Here is a 14,772-nt window from a genome sequence, read left to right as displayed (position 1 = left end):
GAGGTCGAACGGGGCCTCTCGGCGGACCTCTCATACGGCGTCTACGGCTTCGACGCGGACGGCGAGCCAATTCGCATGGACAACCCGCACCGGAAGGACGACCGCGCGCGGGTCGTCGAAGAATCCGACAGGCTCGTCTCCTTCGTCGACACCGTCGGCCACGAGCCGTGGCTCCGGACGACCATCCGCGGCCTCGTCGGCCAGAAACTCGACTACGGCCTCCTGACCGTCGCGGCCGACGACGGGGTGACAGAGACGACGCGCGAGCATCTCGGCATCCTGCTGGCGACGGACCTCCCGACGATTGTCGCGCTCACCAAAACCGACCTCGTCGACGGTGAACGGGTCGCCGAAGTCGAACGCTCAGTCGAGCAAGCACTGCGAGAGGTCGACAAGACGCCGCTCCGGGTAGAGCGCCACGGCGTCGACACGGCTATCGACGAAATATCTGAGACTGTCGTTCCCGTCGTCACCACCAGCGCCGTCACCAAGGCGGGGCTGGACGCCCTCGACGAGATGTTCGAGGCGCTACCAAAGACTGCCGGCGAGGTGGGCGATTTCCGGATGTACGTCGACCGGACGTACAACGTTCAGGGGGTCGGCGCGGTCGCCTCCGGCACCATCAAATCCGGCGAGGTCGAGGCTGGCGACGAACTGTTACTTGGACCGATGCAAGACGGGAGTTTTCAGGAGGTCGAAGTGCGGTCCATCGAGATGCACTACCACCGGGTTGACGAAGCCAAGGCCGGCCGTATCGTCGGCATCGCGCTGAAGGGCGTCCGCGAGGCGGATATCGAGCGCGGGATGGTCCTGCTACCGAGCGATGCCGACCCGTCGCCGGTACAGGAGTTTGAGGCTGAGGTAATGGTGTTGAACCACCCAACCCGCATCGGCGACGGCTATGAGCCCGTGGTCCACCTCGAAACAGTCAGCGAGGCCGCGGCGTTCTATCCGGAAGGCGGGCAGTTGCTCCCGGGCGACGCCGGCAAGACCCGTGTCCGATTCAAATTCCGCTCATATCTCGTTGAAGAGGGCCAGAAGTTCGTTTTCCGCGAGGGGAGTTCGAAGGGCGTCGGGACCGTCACCGACACCGACCCGGCGGAGTAGCGGCCCGTCATTTCACTCATTTTCGTTGTTTTCGGTTGGCTGTCTGTAGCCGTCATCCGTTTTTTGAGCGAGTCCGAACACTACGGCCCATTCCAGCAGGTTCGCCGTGCGCTCCTGCCAGACCGATTCCCAGTCGGTGTGGCGCTCACGCTCCCAGCGGGGAATCTCGTCTCTGAGTGCATCGAACGCAGCGGCAGCCGCTACCGGCTCCGAATCGAGAGCAGCAACGAGTACGTCGACGCCGAAGACCGACTCCTCGAACGCCGCCGCGAGGGCCGACTGGTCGGGGTCGGTCCTCGTCCGGTAGTAGCCCCGTTCGCTCTCGGCGACCAGTCCCAGCGCCTGCAGGAGCACCAGGTACTTCTGGGCCGTTTCGCGGTCGGAGATGTCAGTTGCCGTCTGTATCGCCCGACAACAGTCGCCCTCGCTGTCGGGGACAAGCGGAATCGCCTCTCTGGCGGTCTCCAGAAACGAGCGCGAGCGGGCCGGCGGGGCGACCTTGTAGCGCATCTCTTACAGACCGAAGCTCTCGACTAACACGCCTTCGCTCGTCTCGCCGACAACGTGCGTGTCGCCACCGACGACATCGATGGTAACCGCCGCGGGGCCGAACAGTTCGACGGGAAGCTCCGCGAAGTCCCAGTCCACGTCCTCGAAGACGCCCTCTAGCGGCTCGCCATATTCTTCGGCCGCGACGGAGGGGACCTCGTCGAAGCGGTCGAAGGACTCGTCGACGGTGAGGTGGACCTCGCTGCCGTAGGCGAGCGCGTCCGTCGTCCGGGCCATCGCAGTCGCTTCGTCATCGGCCACCGGCGCGACCGGCGCGCGGCCGCTGGCTGACAGTACCGACACCGGGTCGAAGCCGAGTTCGGCCAGCCGGAAGACGGCTAGTTCGGCGGCCCGGGCCGCGGCGACGACGCTCCCGGTCACGCTCGCCGTCGCGAACGACGGCAAGAACACGCCTGTCTCGGGGACGCCGGTTCGCTCAGCGACCTGACTCGCAACGTCCTCGTCCGGCAGTTCGTCGGTCTCTACGGCCAGCACGGCGAAGTCGGCGTCCTCGCGGTAGCCGATTCGCTGGAAAGCTTCCTCCTCAGCCACGAGCGCGCGTGCGGGGCCGCTCCCGAGGGCCTGAAAGTTGTCGACGGAAAGTTCCCAGCCGCCCTTCTGTGAGCATAGCAGGGCCAGCGCCGGGTGGTCCGTCGACAGCTCGACGTGGGTCAGCGGCGCGTCGTCGACAGTGTCCATCGTGGACTGAACCGTCGCCAGACCGGCCGTCTGGATTTCCGCGAGTAGCATGCCGGCCTCAACAGCGCCGGGGACCTCCACGCCGAAGTCCAGTACTGCGGCGTCACCCTCTAGCGCGTGTACGTCTATCGTGAGTTCGTCGGCGAAGTCGATGGCCTCGTCAACGAGTTCCGTGGCCATCCGATTGAGACTATCCATACGCCGTCTTTGGCAGCCTTCCTTTTAATCTCCGCCTTCGGCCGCGTCGCTTCTGGCCGCCCGACCCAGATGCTCCTCGACGGCGTCGACCTTGTCTTGTGCCTGCTGGTCGACAGTCCGCTTGTCGTCGATCTTCAGGACCGTGCTCACGCGGTCGCTCTGCTCGCCGACGGCCTCGTGAGCCGCGTGGGTGGCCGCGAACAGTTCCTTGCTGTCCTCCGCTTCGATGATCGTCCCCATCGGCGTCGTCTCGTACTCGACATCGAACGCCTCCAGCGCCGCGACGGCGTCAGCGACGTACGACGACATGCTGCCTTCGATGACCGGTGCGACCGAGAGAAGCCCTATGCAGGTCATGCTGGTTTCTCACGCGCGCTCGAAACCTAACCGCTATGATACTCGCGTAACGCTATCGGTGTCTGACTGGAGGAACGAAACTACCGCTGTTCGGAACGCTTACTCGCCTTCTTCGACCGGTGCCCCGCGAGCGTTCGTCTTGACGCTCTGGAGCCCCTGCTTCGCTTTCTGCTTGGAGGCGTAGCCCTGCCCGCAGTCGGCGATGATCTCTCCGTTGTCGTGGCGGAGCCGCCAGCGCGCCTTCCCTTCGCTGTCTTTGAACAGTTCGAATGTCGCCTTGCTGCCCCCTTCTTCGACAACACTGTCGTCTTTCGACTCATCGACGACGTACGCCCCGGGCGCGTTGGATTTGACGCTCTCAAGACCCTGCTCGGCCTTCTGCTTGGAGGCGTAGCCCTCCCCGCTGTCGGCGATGATGTTTCCGTTGTCGTGGCGGAGCCGCCAGCGGTACTGCTCGGCGCTGTCCTCGTACACCTCGAACGTGGCCTTGCTCGCAGCCACATCGGTCGCCACCTCTCCCTCATCCTCGTTCCACTCCATATCGATTTCAAGGGTGACAGTGCCGTCCTCTCGCTCGACCTCAACCTCGAACTCGGATTCGGCCGGCGGCGTGACCGTTACAGTCTGTTCCTCATCCGCTGGGGCTGGCTCACCGCGGCTGAGCCTGTTTGCCAACCGCCGGAAGTACGATGCGATTCCTCTGCGACTCCGTGTTTCCTGTGACTCGTGGACCGTCTCGTCCGTCATACACTCTCATTGTCGATGGGGCAACAAATAATGGTACTCCCCGGTTTCCGGGTGGCGCTCCGACGACTCAGATGAGTACATGACAGCGGTACTATATGACTGGGCGACGCGATAAGACGCATCGCCTGCCGATTTGGAATCAGAGAAATGCGCCGGCTGGGAGTGAGCAATCGCGACGCGATTGCGAATCACGACGGACGAAGTCCGTCGGTGTTTGAACCCGATGCAGATCCAGTGCGATTACACAGCATCCAGTACGCGGCGCGATAAAACGCGCCGCTCGAGAGTTTGGATGAAGAGAAATGCGCTGGCTGGGATTTGAACCCAGGTTGTGACCATGGCAAGGTCACGTGATACCAACTACACTACCAGCGCTTGCTTCGTTTGCCCTGACATTCACAACCGGTGGTCGCTCAGTGCCAGCGCGCAACGCCTCGTTGCAATCAAATCTGGCGGGGGTGAGAGTAAAAAGCCTTCCGTTTTCCGGGGAAAATCGTGGGAAGTGAGGGCAATCATCTCCCCGTCTGAGCGCCGGATCATGTGATGGCGTCACGAGACATGACCTTTCGGAAGCGGCAAAACAGTGAATGCGTGCATCGGTTCCGAACCGGCATGACGGACCATGTGAACGCGACGCATCGCGTGCGTGAAACGGGGGCTTTTTAAGCCCTGGAAAGGGAGATATCGGCACAGTCTAGTGGCGCGACGTGGAAGCGTCACGGCATGACGACCAGCGTACTCGTGCCGTCTTCCCTTGCACGGGAAGCCGAAGACAGACGCGAGGCAACTCGCAAGCTCGGTTACGTGGCCCGCGCGGCCGCGGTCTACCGGGTTGATCGGCTGACAGTGTACCCCGACCCTGACGGGGCGGGCAAATGGGAAGACGGGTTCGTCGAAACCGTGCTGCGGTACGCCGCGACGCCCCCGCACCTCCGAAAAGAGATGTGGGGTAAGCGGGACGAACTGGAGTACGTCGGCGTCCTGCCGCCGCTCCGCGTGCGTTCACAGACCGGCTCCGGATCTGAGGGTTCGGGGTCGTTAAGACAGGGAATCGTGACCGAGGTCGGAGCTGATGGGCGCGTCCGGGTCAATTGCGGCATGCAACACCCGATCTCCCTTCCCGTCCCAGCGGATATGGACGTGGAACAGGGAGAGCGCGTGACCGTCAGGGTCTCTTCGCGACGGCCGGTCCGGGCGAAACTCGTCGACGCCCCCACAACGGGATTCGACGTTGTCGCCGCGGACCTCGATGCGGCACTCTCGCGCGACGATGCCGGGCTCACTATCGCGTCCTCGCGATACGGCGAGCCGGTAACGTCGACCCGTCTCGGCCAGTTGGCCGAGCGGCGCGACGCCGAGGGCGGCATGACCGTCGCCTTCGGGGCACCCGAGCGCGGGTTACCGTCGATACTCGACGTTGCCCCGGACGCCGTCGGGGGAGACCAGACGAGCGACGAACCAGAAGGGTTCGACCTCTGGCTGAATACGGTTCCGAACCAGGGCAGTGAGGTTGTGCGAACGGAAGAAGCTCTGTTCGCCTCCCTCACCTGTCTAACCCTCACGGAGTAAACGAATGCCACAACCAAGCAGACCACGCAAAGGCTCGCTGGGCTTCGGCCCGCGCAAGCGCTCGACGAGCGAGACGCCTCGCTTCAACAGCTGGCCGTCTGACGACGGGCAGCCGGGCGTCCAAGGGTTCGCCGGCTACAAGGCAGGCATGACTCACGTTGTGCTTGTCAACGACGAACCTAACTCCCCCCGCGAAGGGATGGAGGAGACTGTCCCGGTGACAGTCATCGAGACGCCGCCGATGCGCGCCGTCGCCCTGCGAGCGTACGAAGACACGCCGTACGGTCAGCGTCCGCTGACGGAAGTCTGGACCGACGAGTTCCACTCGGAGCTCGACCGGACCCTGGACGTTCCGGAGGACCACGACCCGGACGCTGCTGAGGAACAGATACGCGACGCACACGAGGCCGGTGACCTCGGGGACCTGCGACTCATTACGCACACCGTCCCCGACGCCGTCCCGAGCGTCCCGAAGAAAAAGCCCGACGTGATGGAGACTCGCGTCGGCGGTGGGTCCGTTTCGGACCGCCTCGACCACGCCCTCGACCTCGTCGAGGACGGTGGCGAACACGCCATGAACGACATCTTCCGCGCCGGCGAGTACGCCGACGTGGCCGGTGTCACGAAAGGCAAAGGGACGCAGGGTCCCGTCAAGCGATGGGGCGTCCAGAAGCGGAAAGGCAAGCACGCCCGCCAGGGATGGCGTCGACGGATCGGCAACCTCGGTCCGTGGAATCCGTCCCGTGTGCGCTCGACGGTCCCCCAGCAGGGGCAGACCGGCTACCACCAGCGCACCGAGCTCAACAAGCGCCTCATCGACATTGGCGAGGGCGACGAGCCCACCGTCGATGGCGGCTTCGTCAACTACGGCGAAGTCGATGGGCCGTACACGCTCGTGAAGGGCTCCGTGCCCGGTCCGGACAAGCGCCTGGTGCGCTTCCGGCCCGCGGTGCGTCCGAACGACCAGCCGCGCCTCGACCCCGAGGTGCGCTACGTCTCCAACGAATCGAACCAGGGATAACCTATGCAGGCAACAATCTACGACCTGGACGGCAACACAGACGGCGAGGTCGACCTGCCGGACGTCTTCGAGACGCCGGTTCGGTCCGACCTCATCGGCAAAGCTGTACGTGCCGCACAGGCCAACCGAAAGCAGGACTACGGGTCCGACGAGTACGCCGGCCTCCGAACGCCGGCCGAGTCCTTCGGTAGCGGCCGCGGCCAGGCACACGTCCCGAAGCAGGACGGCCGTGCCCGCCGCGTCCCGCAGGCGGTCAAAGGGCGAAGCGCCCACCCGCCAAAAGCCGAGAAGGACCGCTCGCTCGACCTCAACGACAAGGAACGGCAGCTGGCCGTTCGCTCGGCGCTGGCTGCGACAGCCGACGCCGACCTCGTCGCCGACCGCGGCCACGAGTTCGACCGTGACGAAGTGCCCGTCGTCGTTTCCGACGACTTCGAGGACCTCGTCAAGACGCAGGAAGTCGTCTCGCTGCTGGAGGCGCTCGACGTCCACGCGGACATCGACCGCGCCGACGAGACGAAGATCAAGGCTGGACAGGGTTCGGCCCGTGGACGGAAGTACCGTCGTCCCGCCTCGATCCTCTTCGTGACCAGCGACGAGCCGTCGACGGCCGCCCGCAACCTCGCGGGGGCCGACGTGGCGACCGCCAGCGAGGTCAACACGGAAGACCTCGCGCCCGGCGGCGCGCCCGGTCGACTCACCGTCTTCACGGAATCCGCACTCGCGGAGGTGGCCGAGCGATGAGCTGGGATGTCATCAAACACCCACACGTCACGGAGAAGGCCATGAACGACATGGACTTCCAGAACAAGCTCCAGTTCGCCGTCGATGACCGCGCCTCCAAGGGCGAGGTCGCCGACGCCGTCGAGGAGCAGTACGACGTGACAGTCGAACAGGTCAACACGCAGAACACGATGGACGGCGAAAAGAAGGCCGTCGTTCGCCTCTCTGAGGACGACGACGCCCAGGAAGTCGCCTCCAGAATTGGGGTGTTCTAACGATGGGACGACGAATCCAAGGACAACGGCGCGGCCGCGGGACCTCCACGTTCCGTGCTCCGTCGCACCGTTACAAGGCTGATCTGGAGCACCGCAAGGTCGAGGACGGCGACGTCATCGCCGGCACGGTCGTCGACATTGAGCACGACCCTGCCCGCTCGGCTCCGGTCGCTGCCGTCGAGTTCGAAGACGGCGACCGACGACTTATCCTCGCGCCGGAAGGCGTCGGGGTAGGCGACGAGCTACAGGTCGGCGTCAGCGCCGAGATCGCACCCGGGAACACGCTCCCGCTGGCCGAGATCCCAGAGGGGGTCCCGGTGTGCAACGTCGAATCCAGCCCCGGTGACGGTGGGAAGTTCGCCCGCGCATCGGGTGTCAACGCCCAGCTGCTCACCCACGACCGCAACGTCGCGGTCGTCAAGCTCCCCTCCGGGGAGATGAAGCGGCTTGACCCGCAGTGTCGTGCTACCATCGGCGTCGTCGCCGGTGGCGGCCGAACTGACAAGCCGTTCGTGAAGGCTGGCAACAAGCATCACAAGATGAAAGCGCGAGGGACGAAGTGGCCCAACGTCCGCGGTGTGGCGATGAACGCCGTCGACCACCCGTTCGGTGGTGGCGGACGCCAGCACCCCGGCAAGCCCAAGTCCATCTCGCGGAACGCCCCGCCTGGCCGTAAGGTCGGGGACATCGCCTCGAAGCGAACAGGTCGAGGTGGCAACGAATGAGCTCAGAATATCAAATCGGCCACGAAGGAGAGTTCTCCTTCCGCGGCCACACGCTCGACGAGCTGCAGGAGATGGAGCTCGAGGAAGTCGCGGAACTGCTCCCCGCTCGACAGCGGCGAAGTATCGTACGCGGCCTGACCGAGGAGAAACACAAGCTCCTCGAGAAGGCCCGCGAGGCCGGCGAAGAGGAGACAGCCAACGACCCGATCCGGACACACCTGCGCGACATGCCGGTGGTCCCGGAGATGGTCGGGCTGACCTTCGCCGTCCACGACGGCCAGAACTTCGAGCGTGTCAAAGTCGAGCCCGAGATGCTCGGCCACTACCTCGGTGAGTTCCAGCTCACCCGGAGTAGTGTCGAACACGGTCAGGCCGGTATCGGAGCGACACGCTCCTCGAAGTTCGTACCGCTCAAATAATCATGGGAATCAGTTACTCAGTCGAAGCCGACCCGGACACGACGGCCAAAGCGATGCTCCGGGAGCGGCAGATGAGCTTCAAGCACAGCAAGGCCATCGCCCGCGAGGTCAAGGGCAAAACGGCCGGCGAGGCTGTCGACTACCTCGAGGCGGTTATCGAGGGCGACCAGCCCGTTCCGTTCAAACAGCACAACTCGGGCGTTGGCCACAAAAGCAAGGTCGACGGCTGGGACGCCGGGCGCTACCCGGAGAAGGCCAGCAAGGCCTTCCTCGACCTGCTCGAGAACGCGGTCGGCAACGCCGACCACCAGGGCTTCGACGGTGAGGCCATGACGATCACGCACGTCGCCGCCCACAAGGTCGGCGAGCAGCAGGGTCGCAAGCCCCGCGCGATGGGGCGTGCCTCGGCGTGGAACAGCCCGCAGGTCGACGTCGAACTCATCCTCGAAGAGCCGGAGGTCGAAGACTAATGGCCGACGAACAACAGTTCATCGAGGACGGACTCCAGCGCACCCAGATCGACGAGTTCTTCGAAGAGGAACTCGGCCGAGCCGGCTACGGCGGCATGGACGTCGCCAAGACGCCGATGGGGACCCAGATCGTGCTCAAAGCCGAGAAGCCAGGGATGGTCATCGGCAAGGGCGGGAAGAACATCCGGAAGATCACGACGGAACTCGAGGACCGATTCAACCTCGACGACCCGCAGGTCGACGTGCAGGAAGTCGACGAGCCGGACCTCAACGCCCGCATCGTCGCGGACCGACTGGCCAACGCACTCGAGCGTGGCTGGTACTTCCGCAAAGCGGGCCACACCACCATCGACCGCATCATGGAGTCGGGCGCACTCGGCGCAGAGATCGTCCTCTCCGGCAAGGTCACGGGTGCACGCTCGCGCGTGGAGAAGTTCAACCGCGGCTACGTCAAGCACAACGGCGAACCCGCAGAGGAGATCGTCGACAGCGGCGTCGGCGTCGCCGTGATGAAGCTCGGTACCATTGGGGTCCGAGTCAAGATCATCCCGCCGGACGCGGAGCTCCCCGACGACTTCGAGATCTACGAGGATGTCGACGTCGAGGACTACGTGGCCGACACCGACGGCGAGTCTGTCGAGGAACTCCTCGAAGGCGAGCCCGAAGACAGCGAGACGGCCGAGGAACTCGAGGAAGACGTGGCCACCGGGGCCGACGACGATGCCGAGGCCGACGAGGAGTTCGTCGACGAGGAGATCGTCGAGGAAGACGTCGAAGTCCCGACTGACGACGATGTCGAGGACGTCGACGTCGACGAACTCGAAGACGCTGTCGACGAGGAACTCGACGAGGACGTCGAAGCCGAAGCCGAAGAGCTGATGGACGAAATGGACGAGGAGGGTGACGACGAATGACCGTCCTCCACGTCCAGGAAATCCGGGACATGACGCCCGCCGAGCGCGAGGCGGAACTCGACGACCTGAAGACCGAACTGCTGAACGCCCGGGCCGTGCAGGCCGCGGGTGGTGCGCCGGAAAACCCCGGCCGCATCAAGGAGCTGCGGAAGGCCATCGCCCGCATCAAGACGATTCAGGGCGAAGAAGGCGACCTGCAGGAGAACGAATAATGCCACTGACACCCGAGACGCTCCCACGACACGAACTCGTCGGCCTCGACTGTGAGGTCGTCGCGGCGTCCAACTCGGACGCCATCGGTATCAGCGGCACTGTCGTCATGGAGACGACACAGATGCTGACGGTCGAGGGGGCCGACCGGGTGTGGCACGTGCCGAAGGACAGTGCGACCTTTTCGTTCGCCGTCGACGGACAGCGAGTCCGGGTCGACGGCGACCGACTCGTCGCGCGTCCCGCTCGTCGCACAGAGAACACAGGAGATTCACTATGGCGCTAGGACTGAACGTACAGGAACCGGAGGAAACCTGTGCCGATCAGAACTGCCCGTTCCACGGAGAGCTCTCCGTGCGCGGACAGACACTGAACGGCGAGGTAGCCTCCACTGACATGGAGAAGACCGTTGTCGTCGAGCGCGAGTACGACGTGAAGGTGCCGAAATACGACCGCTTCATGAAGCGGCGGAGCCGCGTTCCGGCTCACGCACCGGACTGTCTCGACCTCGCGGTCGGTGACACGGTCACGATAGCAGAGTGTCGACCGCTCTCGAAAACGAAAAGCCACGTCGTCGTTGGCGTGGTCGCCGATGAACAGGACGGTGATGCCTGATGGAAGCACTCGGTGCTGACGTCACGCAAGGCCTGGAGAAGGGCTCGCTCATCACGTGTGCGGACAACACGGGAGCGCGCGAACTCAAGGTCATTTCCGTCCACGGCTACTCGGGAACGAAGAACCGCCACCCCAAAGCTGGGCTGGGCGACAAGATCACGGTCTCGGTCACCAAGGGGACGCCCGAAATGCGTCGCCAGGTGCTCGAAGCCGTCGTCGTCCGCCAGCGAAAGCCGATCCGTCGACCCGACGGCACCCGCGTCAAGTTCGAAGACAACGCGGCCGTCATCGTCGACGAGAACGAGGACCCGCGCGGGACCGAGCTGAAAGGGCCCATCGCACGGGAAGTCGCACAGCGATTCGGCAGTGTGGCATCAGCAGCGACGATGATTGTATAGAACCATGAGCAAGCAACCAGACAAACAACGCAAGAGTCAACGACGTGCCCCGCTTCACGAGCGGCACAAGCAGGTCCGGGCGACGCTTTCGGCCGACCTCCGCGAGGAGTACGGCCAGCGGAACGTCCGCGTCAACGCTGGTGACACCGTTGAGGTGCTCCGTGGCGACTTCGCCGGCGAGGAAGGCGAAGTCCTGACGGTGGACCTCGACAAGGCTGTCATCCACGTCGAAGACGTCACGCTCGAAAAAACAGACGGCGAGGAAGTCCCGCGACCGCTGGACACCTCGAACGTCCGCGTGACGGACCTGGACCTCGAAGACGAGAAGCGCGAGGCGCGTCTCGAATCGGAGGATGATTCCGCATGAGTAATCACCAGAAGCGACTATCGGTGCCAAACAGCTGGCCCGTAGAGCGCAAGACCGCGACGTTCACGGTGAAAGCCGGTGCCGGCCCACACGGTGAGTCAGGGGTTCCCCTGCTCATCGTCCTTCGGGACGTGCTCGGCTACGCCGACAACCGCAAAGAAGCCCGCTACGCCCTTAACGAGGACAACGTCCTCATCAACGGGAAGGCCATCTCCGACGAGGAACGCCCTGTCGGGATGTTCGACATCTTGGCCTTCACCGAGCGCGAGGAGTACTACCGCGTGTTCCCCGGCGAGGGTGGTCGGCTGGCGCTGACCGCAATCGACCCGGACGCGGCACAGTCCAAGCTCGGCAAGATCGTCACCAAGACCCACGTCTCCGGTGGCGACGTCCAGCTGGGCCTCCACGACGGTGAGACGCTCATCGTCGAGGACGACCAGACCTACGACGCTGGCGACTCCATCGTCGTCGGCAACGAGGACGGCGAAATCGTCGCTCACTTCGAGTACCAAGAGGGCGCGCTCGTCACCGCCGTCGACGGCGCCCACGCGGGTGAAGTCGGCGAGATCGAGGAAATTCAGGTGACGCCGGGCTCGGCTCAGAACAACGTGATCGTCTCGCAGGACGAGGGCGAAGGCTTCGAGACAGTCGAAGAGTACGTCGTCGTCATCGACGAGAACTTCACGGGTGATGATGAATGAGCTCCGAGAGTGAGTCCGGCGGCGACTTCCACGAGATGCGCGAACCGCGCATCGAGAAGGTCGTCGTTCACATGGGTATCGGCCACGGTGGCCGCGACCTCGCCAACGCAGAGGACATTCTCGGAGAGATCACCGGGCAGACGCCGGTGCGAACGAAGGCCAAGCGGACTGTCGGCGAGTTCGACATCCGTGAGGGCGACCCCATCGGTGCGAAGGTCACCCTCCGCGACGAGATGGCCGAGGAGTTCCTCGAGACGGCGCTGCCGCTCGCCGAGCTGGCGACGAGTCAGTTCGACGACACCGGCAACTTCAGCTTCGGCGTCGAGGAACACACCGAGTTCCCGAGCCAGGAGTACGACCCGAGCATCGGAATCTACGGGCTGGACGTGACGGTCAACCTCGTCCGCCCCGGCTACCGCGTCGCAAAGCGCGACAAGGCGTCGCGCTCGATTCCGACGAAGCATCGACTCAACCCGGCGGACGCCGTCGCCTTCATCGAGTCGACCTATGACGTGGAGGTGAGCGAATGAGCGAAAGTGAAACCACAGACGAGCCCGATTCCGAGACGGCATCCAGTGAGCGAACTGGCCAGCTCGAGTCCTGTCAGCGCTGCGGGCGCGAACAGGGACTCGTCGGCAAGTACGATATCTGGCTGTGCCGCCAGTGCTTCCGCGAGATTTCGCGAGGCATGGGCTTCAGGAAGTACAGCTAACAATGACAGGGAACGACCCATTTGCCAACGCACTGTCGGCGCTTAACAACGCCGAAAGCGTCGGGCACCTAGAGCAGACAGTATCGCCAGCTTCGAACGAGATCGGCAGCGTCCTCGAGGTCTTCTACGACCGCGGGTACATCGACGGATTCAGTTTCGTCGACGACGGCAAAGCCGGTGAGTTCGAAGTTGAACTGAAAGGAGCCATCAACGAGTGTGGCCCGGTCAAGCCCCGCTACTCTGCGGGCGCAGACGAGTTCGAGAAATGGGAAAAGCGGTTCCTCCCCGCCCGTGACTACGGGACCCTCGTCGTTACGACCAGCCACGGCATCATGAGCCACTACGAGGCTCGTGAGCAGGGCGTTGGTGGCCAAGTCATCGCGTACGTATACTAACAATGCCACGAGTAGAACTGGAGATTCCGGAGGACGTGGACGCCGAGCAGGACCACCTTGACATCACCGTCGAGGGGGACAACGGCAGCGTCACGCGTCGGCTCTGGTACCCTGACATCGACGTGTCTGTCGACGGCGACACGGTCGTCATCGAATCCGATGAGGACAACGCCAAGACGATGTCGACGATCGGTACCTTCCAGAGCCACATCGAGAATATGTTCCACGGCGTGACCGAGGGCTGGGAGTACGGTATGGAGGTCTTTTACTCTCACTTCCCGATGCAGGTCGACGTCGAGGGTGACGAAGTCGTCATCGAGAACTTCCTGGGCGAGAAGGCCCCCCGCCGCACGACGATCCACGGCGACACGGACGTCGAGATCGACGGCGAAGAGCTGACCGTCAGCGGCCCCGACATCGAAGCTGTCGGCCAGACCGCCGCGGACATCGAGCAGCTCACGCGTATCAACGACAAGGACGTGCGTGTGTTTCAGGACGGGGTGTACATCACCCGCAAACCGAACCGAGGTGACGCCTGATGGCGGATAACGAGGAAGACGTCGAGGCAGAGGAAGAGTACACCGAACTGACCGACATCAGCGGCGTCGGCCCGTCCAAGGCGGAGTCACTCCGCGAGGCCGGCTTCGAGTCGGTCGAGGACGTTCGCGGTGCTGACCAGTCCGCGCTCGCCGATGTCAGCGGTATCGGGAACGCGCTGGCGGCCCGAATCAAGGCCGACGTCGGTGGACTCGAAGTCGAGTCCGAGACCGAAGCCGAAGTTGAAGAGGAAGGCGGCGAGGAAGCGCCCGACGAGGACGTGGAGACGGAACTCCAGGCTCGCGGGCTCACCGAGAAGACGCCGGACCTCTCCGACGAGGATGCGCGGCTCCTGACCCAGCGACACCGGGTCGGCAAGCCGCAGTTCAACCGCCAGGACCACCACAAGAAAAAGCGCGTCTCGACCTCGTGGCGCAAGCCCCGCGGCCAGCTCTCGAAGCAGCGCCGCGGTATCAAGGGCAAAGGCGACACAGTCGAGGCGGGCTTCCGCTCGCCGACCGCGGTTCGCGGCAAGCACCCGTCCGGTTTCGAGGAGGTTCGCGTGCACAACGTGGACGACCTCGAAGGTGTCGACGGCGACACAGAGGCCGTCCGGATCGCCTCGAAGGTCGGCGCTCGCAAGCGCGAGCGAATCGAAGAGGAAGCCGAGGACGCGGGCATCCGCGTGCTCAACCCCACCTACGTCGAAGTCGAGGTGAGTGAGTGATGACTGATCTCTCTGCACAGAAGCGACTCGCGGCTGACGTCCTCGATGTCGGGAAGAACCGCGTCTGGTTCAACCCCGAGCGACAGGGCGACATCGCCGACGCGATTACCCGCGAGGACGTTCGCGAACTGGTCGATGAGGGCGCCATTCAGGCGAACGACAAGAAAGGCAACTCCCGTGGACGCGCCCGGGAGCGCCAGAAGAAGCGTGCGTACGGCCACCAGAAGGGAGCCGGTTCCCGGAAGGGCAAGGCAGGCGCACGGCAGAACTCCAAGGAGGACTGGGAGTCACGCATCCGCGCACAGCGGACGAAGCTGCGCGAACTGCGTGACGAGGG

Annotated in this window: 25 protein-coding genes and 1 tRNA gene; 21 read left to right on the top strand and 5 right to left on the bottom strand. The window is 64.2% G+C overall.

Annotation, left to right across the window (positions count from 1 at the left end; genetic code table 11):
* A partial coding sequence (locus G9463_RS20990; protein WP_165897740.1) for a GTP-binding protein occupies positions 1 to 1,107 on the top strand: 1,107 nt, incomplete at its 5' end.
* A 12-nt stretch (positions 1,108 to 1,119) separates the two neighbouring features.
* Here G9463_RS20990 and G9463_RS20985 read toward each other — a convergent pair.
* The 5 genes from G9463_RS20985 to G9463_RS20965 all read right to left on the bottom strand — a co-directional run bounded on the left by G9463_RS20985 (position 1,120) and on the right by G9463_RS20965 (position 4,032).
* Complete coding sequence (locus tag G9463_RS20985; protein ID WP_165897739.1) at positions 1,120 to 1,617, bottom strand: hypothetical protein; 498 nt, start codon at positions 1,615 to 1,617, stop codon at positions 1,120 to 1,122.
* Positions 1,618 to 1,620: 3 nt separating this feature from the next.
* Positions 1,621 to 2,553: a methenyltetrahydromethanopterin cyclohydrolase gene (mch, locus tag G9463_RS20980; RefSeq protein ID WP_165897738.1), complete on the bottom strand. Its 933-nt coding sequence runs from the start codon at positions 2,551 to 2,553 to the stop codon at positions 1,621 to 1,623.
* A 24-nt stretch (positions 2,554 to 2,577) separates the two neighbouring features.
* Entirely contained in the window at positions 2,578 to 2,910 is a 333-nt protein-coding gene (locus G9463_RS20975; RefSeq protein WP_165897737.1) for an MTH1187 family thiamine-binding protein, read from the bottom strand.
* Between the two features lie 99 nt (positions 2,911 to 3,009).
* Positions 3,010 to 3,657, bottom strand: a complete 648-nt coding sequence (locus tag G9463_RS20970; protein ID WP_004957428.1) for an HVO_2922 family protein — start codon at positions 3,655 to 3,657, stop codon at positions 3,010 to 3,012.
* A gap of 303 nt (positions 3,658 to 3,960) precedes the next feature.
* Positions 3,961 to 4,032 (bottom strand) — tRNA-Gly (locus G9463_RS20965).
* 348 nt (positions 4,033 to 4,380) lie between these two features.
* On the opposite strand from G9463_RS20965, the gene G9463_RS20960 reads away from it, so the two are divergent.
* The 20 genes from G9463_RS20960 to G9463_RS20865 form a co-directional block, all read left to right on the top strand.
* The gene (locus G9463_RS20960) at positions 4,381 to 5,226 is read left to right on the top strand and encodes a putative RNA uridine N3 methyltransferase (RefSeq protein WP_004957426.1); all 846 of its coding nucleotides are present in this window, start codon (positions 4,381 to 4,383) and stop codon (positions 5,224 to 5,226) included.
* Between the two features lie 4 nt (positions 5,227 to 5,230).
* Positions 5,231 to 6,247, top strand: coding sequence for a 50S ribosomal protein L3 (rpl3p, locus tag G9463_RS20955; protein WP_004591551.1), 1,017 nt, complete (start codon positions 5,231 to 5,233; stop codon positions 6,245 to 6,247).
* Positions 6,248 to 6,250: 3 nt separating this feature from the next.
* Entirely contained in the window at positions 6,251 to 6,991 is a 741-nt protein-coding gene (rpl4p, locus tag G9463_RS20950; RefSeq protein WP_121303386.1) for a 50S ribosomal protein L4, read from the top strand.
* Positions 6,988 to 7,245, top strand: a complete 258-nt coding sequence (locus tag G9463_RS20945) for a 50S ribosomal protein L23 (RefSeq protein WP_004591553.1) — start codon at positions 6,988 to 6,990, stop codon at positions 7,243 to 7,245. The genes rpl4p and G9463_RS20945 overlap by 4 nt, the downstream gene beginning before the upstream one ends.
* A 2-nt stretch (positions 7,246 to 7,247) precedes the next feature.
* Complete coding sequence (locus G9463_RS20940) at positions 7,248 to 7,970, top strand: 50S ribosomal protein L2 (RefSeq protein WP_004957415.1); 723 nt, start codon at positions 7,248 to 7,250, stop codon at positions 7,968 to 7,970.
* On the top strand, positions 7,967 to 8,389 hold the full coding sequence (locus G9463_RS20935; protein WP_004516967.1) for a 30S ribosomal protein S19: 423 nt from the start codon (positions 7,967 to 7,969) through the stop codon (positions 8,387 to 8,389). The genes G9463_RS20940 and G9463_RS20935 overlap by 4 nt, the downstream gene beginning before the upstream one ends.
* Before the next feature lie 2 nt (positions 8,390 to 8,391).
* The gene (locus G9463_RS20930) at positions 8,392 to 8,859 is read left to right on the top strand and encodes a 50S ribosomal protein L22 (protein WP_007187648.1); all 468 of its coding nucleotides are present in this window, start codon (positions 8,392 to 8,394) and stop codon (positions 8,857 to 8,859) included.
* Positions 8,859 to 9,773 (top strand): 30S ribosomal protein S3, encoded by a 915-nt coding sequence (locus tag G9463_RS20925; protein WP_165897736.1) that lies wholly within the window; start codon positions 8,859 to 8,861, stop codon positions 9,771 to 9,773. Before G9463_RS20930 ends, G9463_RS20925 begins: the two co-directional genes overlap by 1 nt.
* Positions 9,770 to 9,985 carry a 50S ribosomal protein L29 gene (rpmC, locus tag G9463_RS20920; protein ID WP_004516964.1) on the top strand — a complete coding sequence of 72 codons (216 nt, stop codon included), beginning with the start codon at positions 9,770 to 9,772 and terminating at the stop codon, positions 9,983 to 9,985. Before G9463_RS20925 ends, rpmC begins: the two co-directional genes overlap by 4 nt.
* The gene (locus tag G9463_RS20915) at positions 9,985 to 10,269 is read left to right on the top strand and encodes a ribonuclease P protein component 1 (protein ID WP_165897735.1); all 285 of its coding nucleotides are present in this window, start codon (positions 9,985 to 9,987) and stop codon (positions 10,267 to 10,269) included. Before rpmC ends, G9463_RS20915 begins: the two co-directional genes overlap by 1 nt.
* Complete coding sequence (locus tag G9463_RS20910) at positions 10,260 to 10,598, top strand: 30S ribosomal protein S17 (protein WP_004591559.1); 339 nt, start codon at positions 10,260 to 10,262, stop codon at positions 10,596 to 10,598. The genes G9463_RS20915 and G9463_RS20910 overlap by 10 nt, the downstream gene beginning before the upstream one ends.
* The gene (locus G9463_RS20905) at positions 10,598 to 10,996 is read left to right on the top strand and encodes a 50S ribosomal protein L14 (RefSeq protein WP_004516961.1); all 399 of its coding nucleotides are present in this window, start codon (positions 10,598 to 10,600) and stop codon (positions 10,994 to 10,996) included. The genes G9463_RS20910 and G9463_RS20905 overlap by 1 nt, the downstream gene beginning before the upstream one ends.
* Before the next feature lie 4 nt (positions 10,997 to 11,000).
* The gene (rplX, locus tag G9463_RS20900; RefSeq protein WP_121303382.1) at positions 11,001 to 11,363 is read left to right on the top strand and encodes a 50S ribosomal protein L24; all 363 of its coding nucleotides are present in this window, start codon (positions 11,001 to 11,003) and stop codon (positions 11,361 to 11,363) included.
* The gene (locus tag G9463_RS20895; protein WP_121303381.1) at positions 11,360 to 12,064 is read left to right on the top strand and encodes a 30S ribosomal protein S4e; all 705 of its coding nucleotides are present in this window, start codon (positions 11,360 to 11,362) and stop codon (positions 12,062 to 12,064) included. The genes rplX and G9463_RS20895 overlap by 4 nt, the downstream gene beginning before the upstream one ends.
* Positions 12,061 to 12,594 (top strand): 50S ribosomal protein L5, encoded by a 534-nt coding sequence (locus tag G9463_RS20890; protein WP_121303380.1) that lies wholly within the window; start codon positions 12,061 to 12,063, stop codon positions 12,592 to 12,594. Before G9463_RS20895 ends, G9463_RS20890 begins: the two co-directional genes overlap by 4 nt.
* Positions 12,591 to 12,776, top strand: coding sequence for a 30S ribosomal protein S14 (locus G9463_RS20885; protein ID WP_004591563.1), 186 nt, complete (start codon positions 12,591 to 12,593; stop codon positions 12,774 to 12,776). The genes G9463_RS20890 and G9463_RS20885 overlap by 4 nt, the downstream gene beginning before the upstream one ends.
* Before the next feature lie 2 nt (positions 12,777 to 12,778).
* Positions 12,779 to 13,171, top strand: a complete 393-nt coding sequence (locus G9463_RS20880; RefSeq protein ID WP_004516956.1) for a 30S ribosomal protein S8 — start codon at positions 12,779 to 12,781, stop codon at positions 13,169 to 13,171.
* Between the two features lie 2 nt (positions 13,172 to 13,173).
* On the top strand, positions 13,174 to 13,710 hold the full coding sequence (locus tag G9463_RS20875) for a 50S ribosomal protein L6 (RefSeq protein WP_121303379.1): 537 nt from the start codon (positions 13,174 to 13,176) through the stop codon (positions 13,708 to 13,710).
* On the top strand, positions 13,710 to 14,435 hold the full coding sequence (locus tag G9463_RS20870; protein ID WP_011223739.1) for a 50S ribosomal protein L32e: 726 nt from the start codon (positions 13,710 to 13,712) through the stop codon (positions 14,433 to 14,435). The genes G9463_RS20875 and G9463_RS20870 overlap by 1 nt, the downstream gene beginning before the upstream one ends.
* On the top strand, positions 14,435 to 14,772 hold a 338-nt coding region (locus G9463_RS20865; RefSeq protein WP_165897734.1), incomplete at its 3' end, for a 50S ribosomal protein L19e. The genes G9463_RS20870 and G9463_RS20865, both read left to right, overlap by 1 nt.

The organism is Haloarcula sp. JP-Z28 (genome assembly GCF_011440255.1).
Lineage (GTDB): Archaea > Halobacteriota > Halobacteria > Halobacteriales > Haloarculaceae > Haloarcula > Haloarcula marismortui.
Note: the sequence above shows the minus strand (reverse complement) of the source record. Positions and strands in the feature narration are given on the sequence as shown.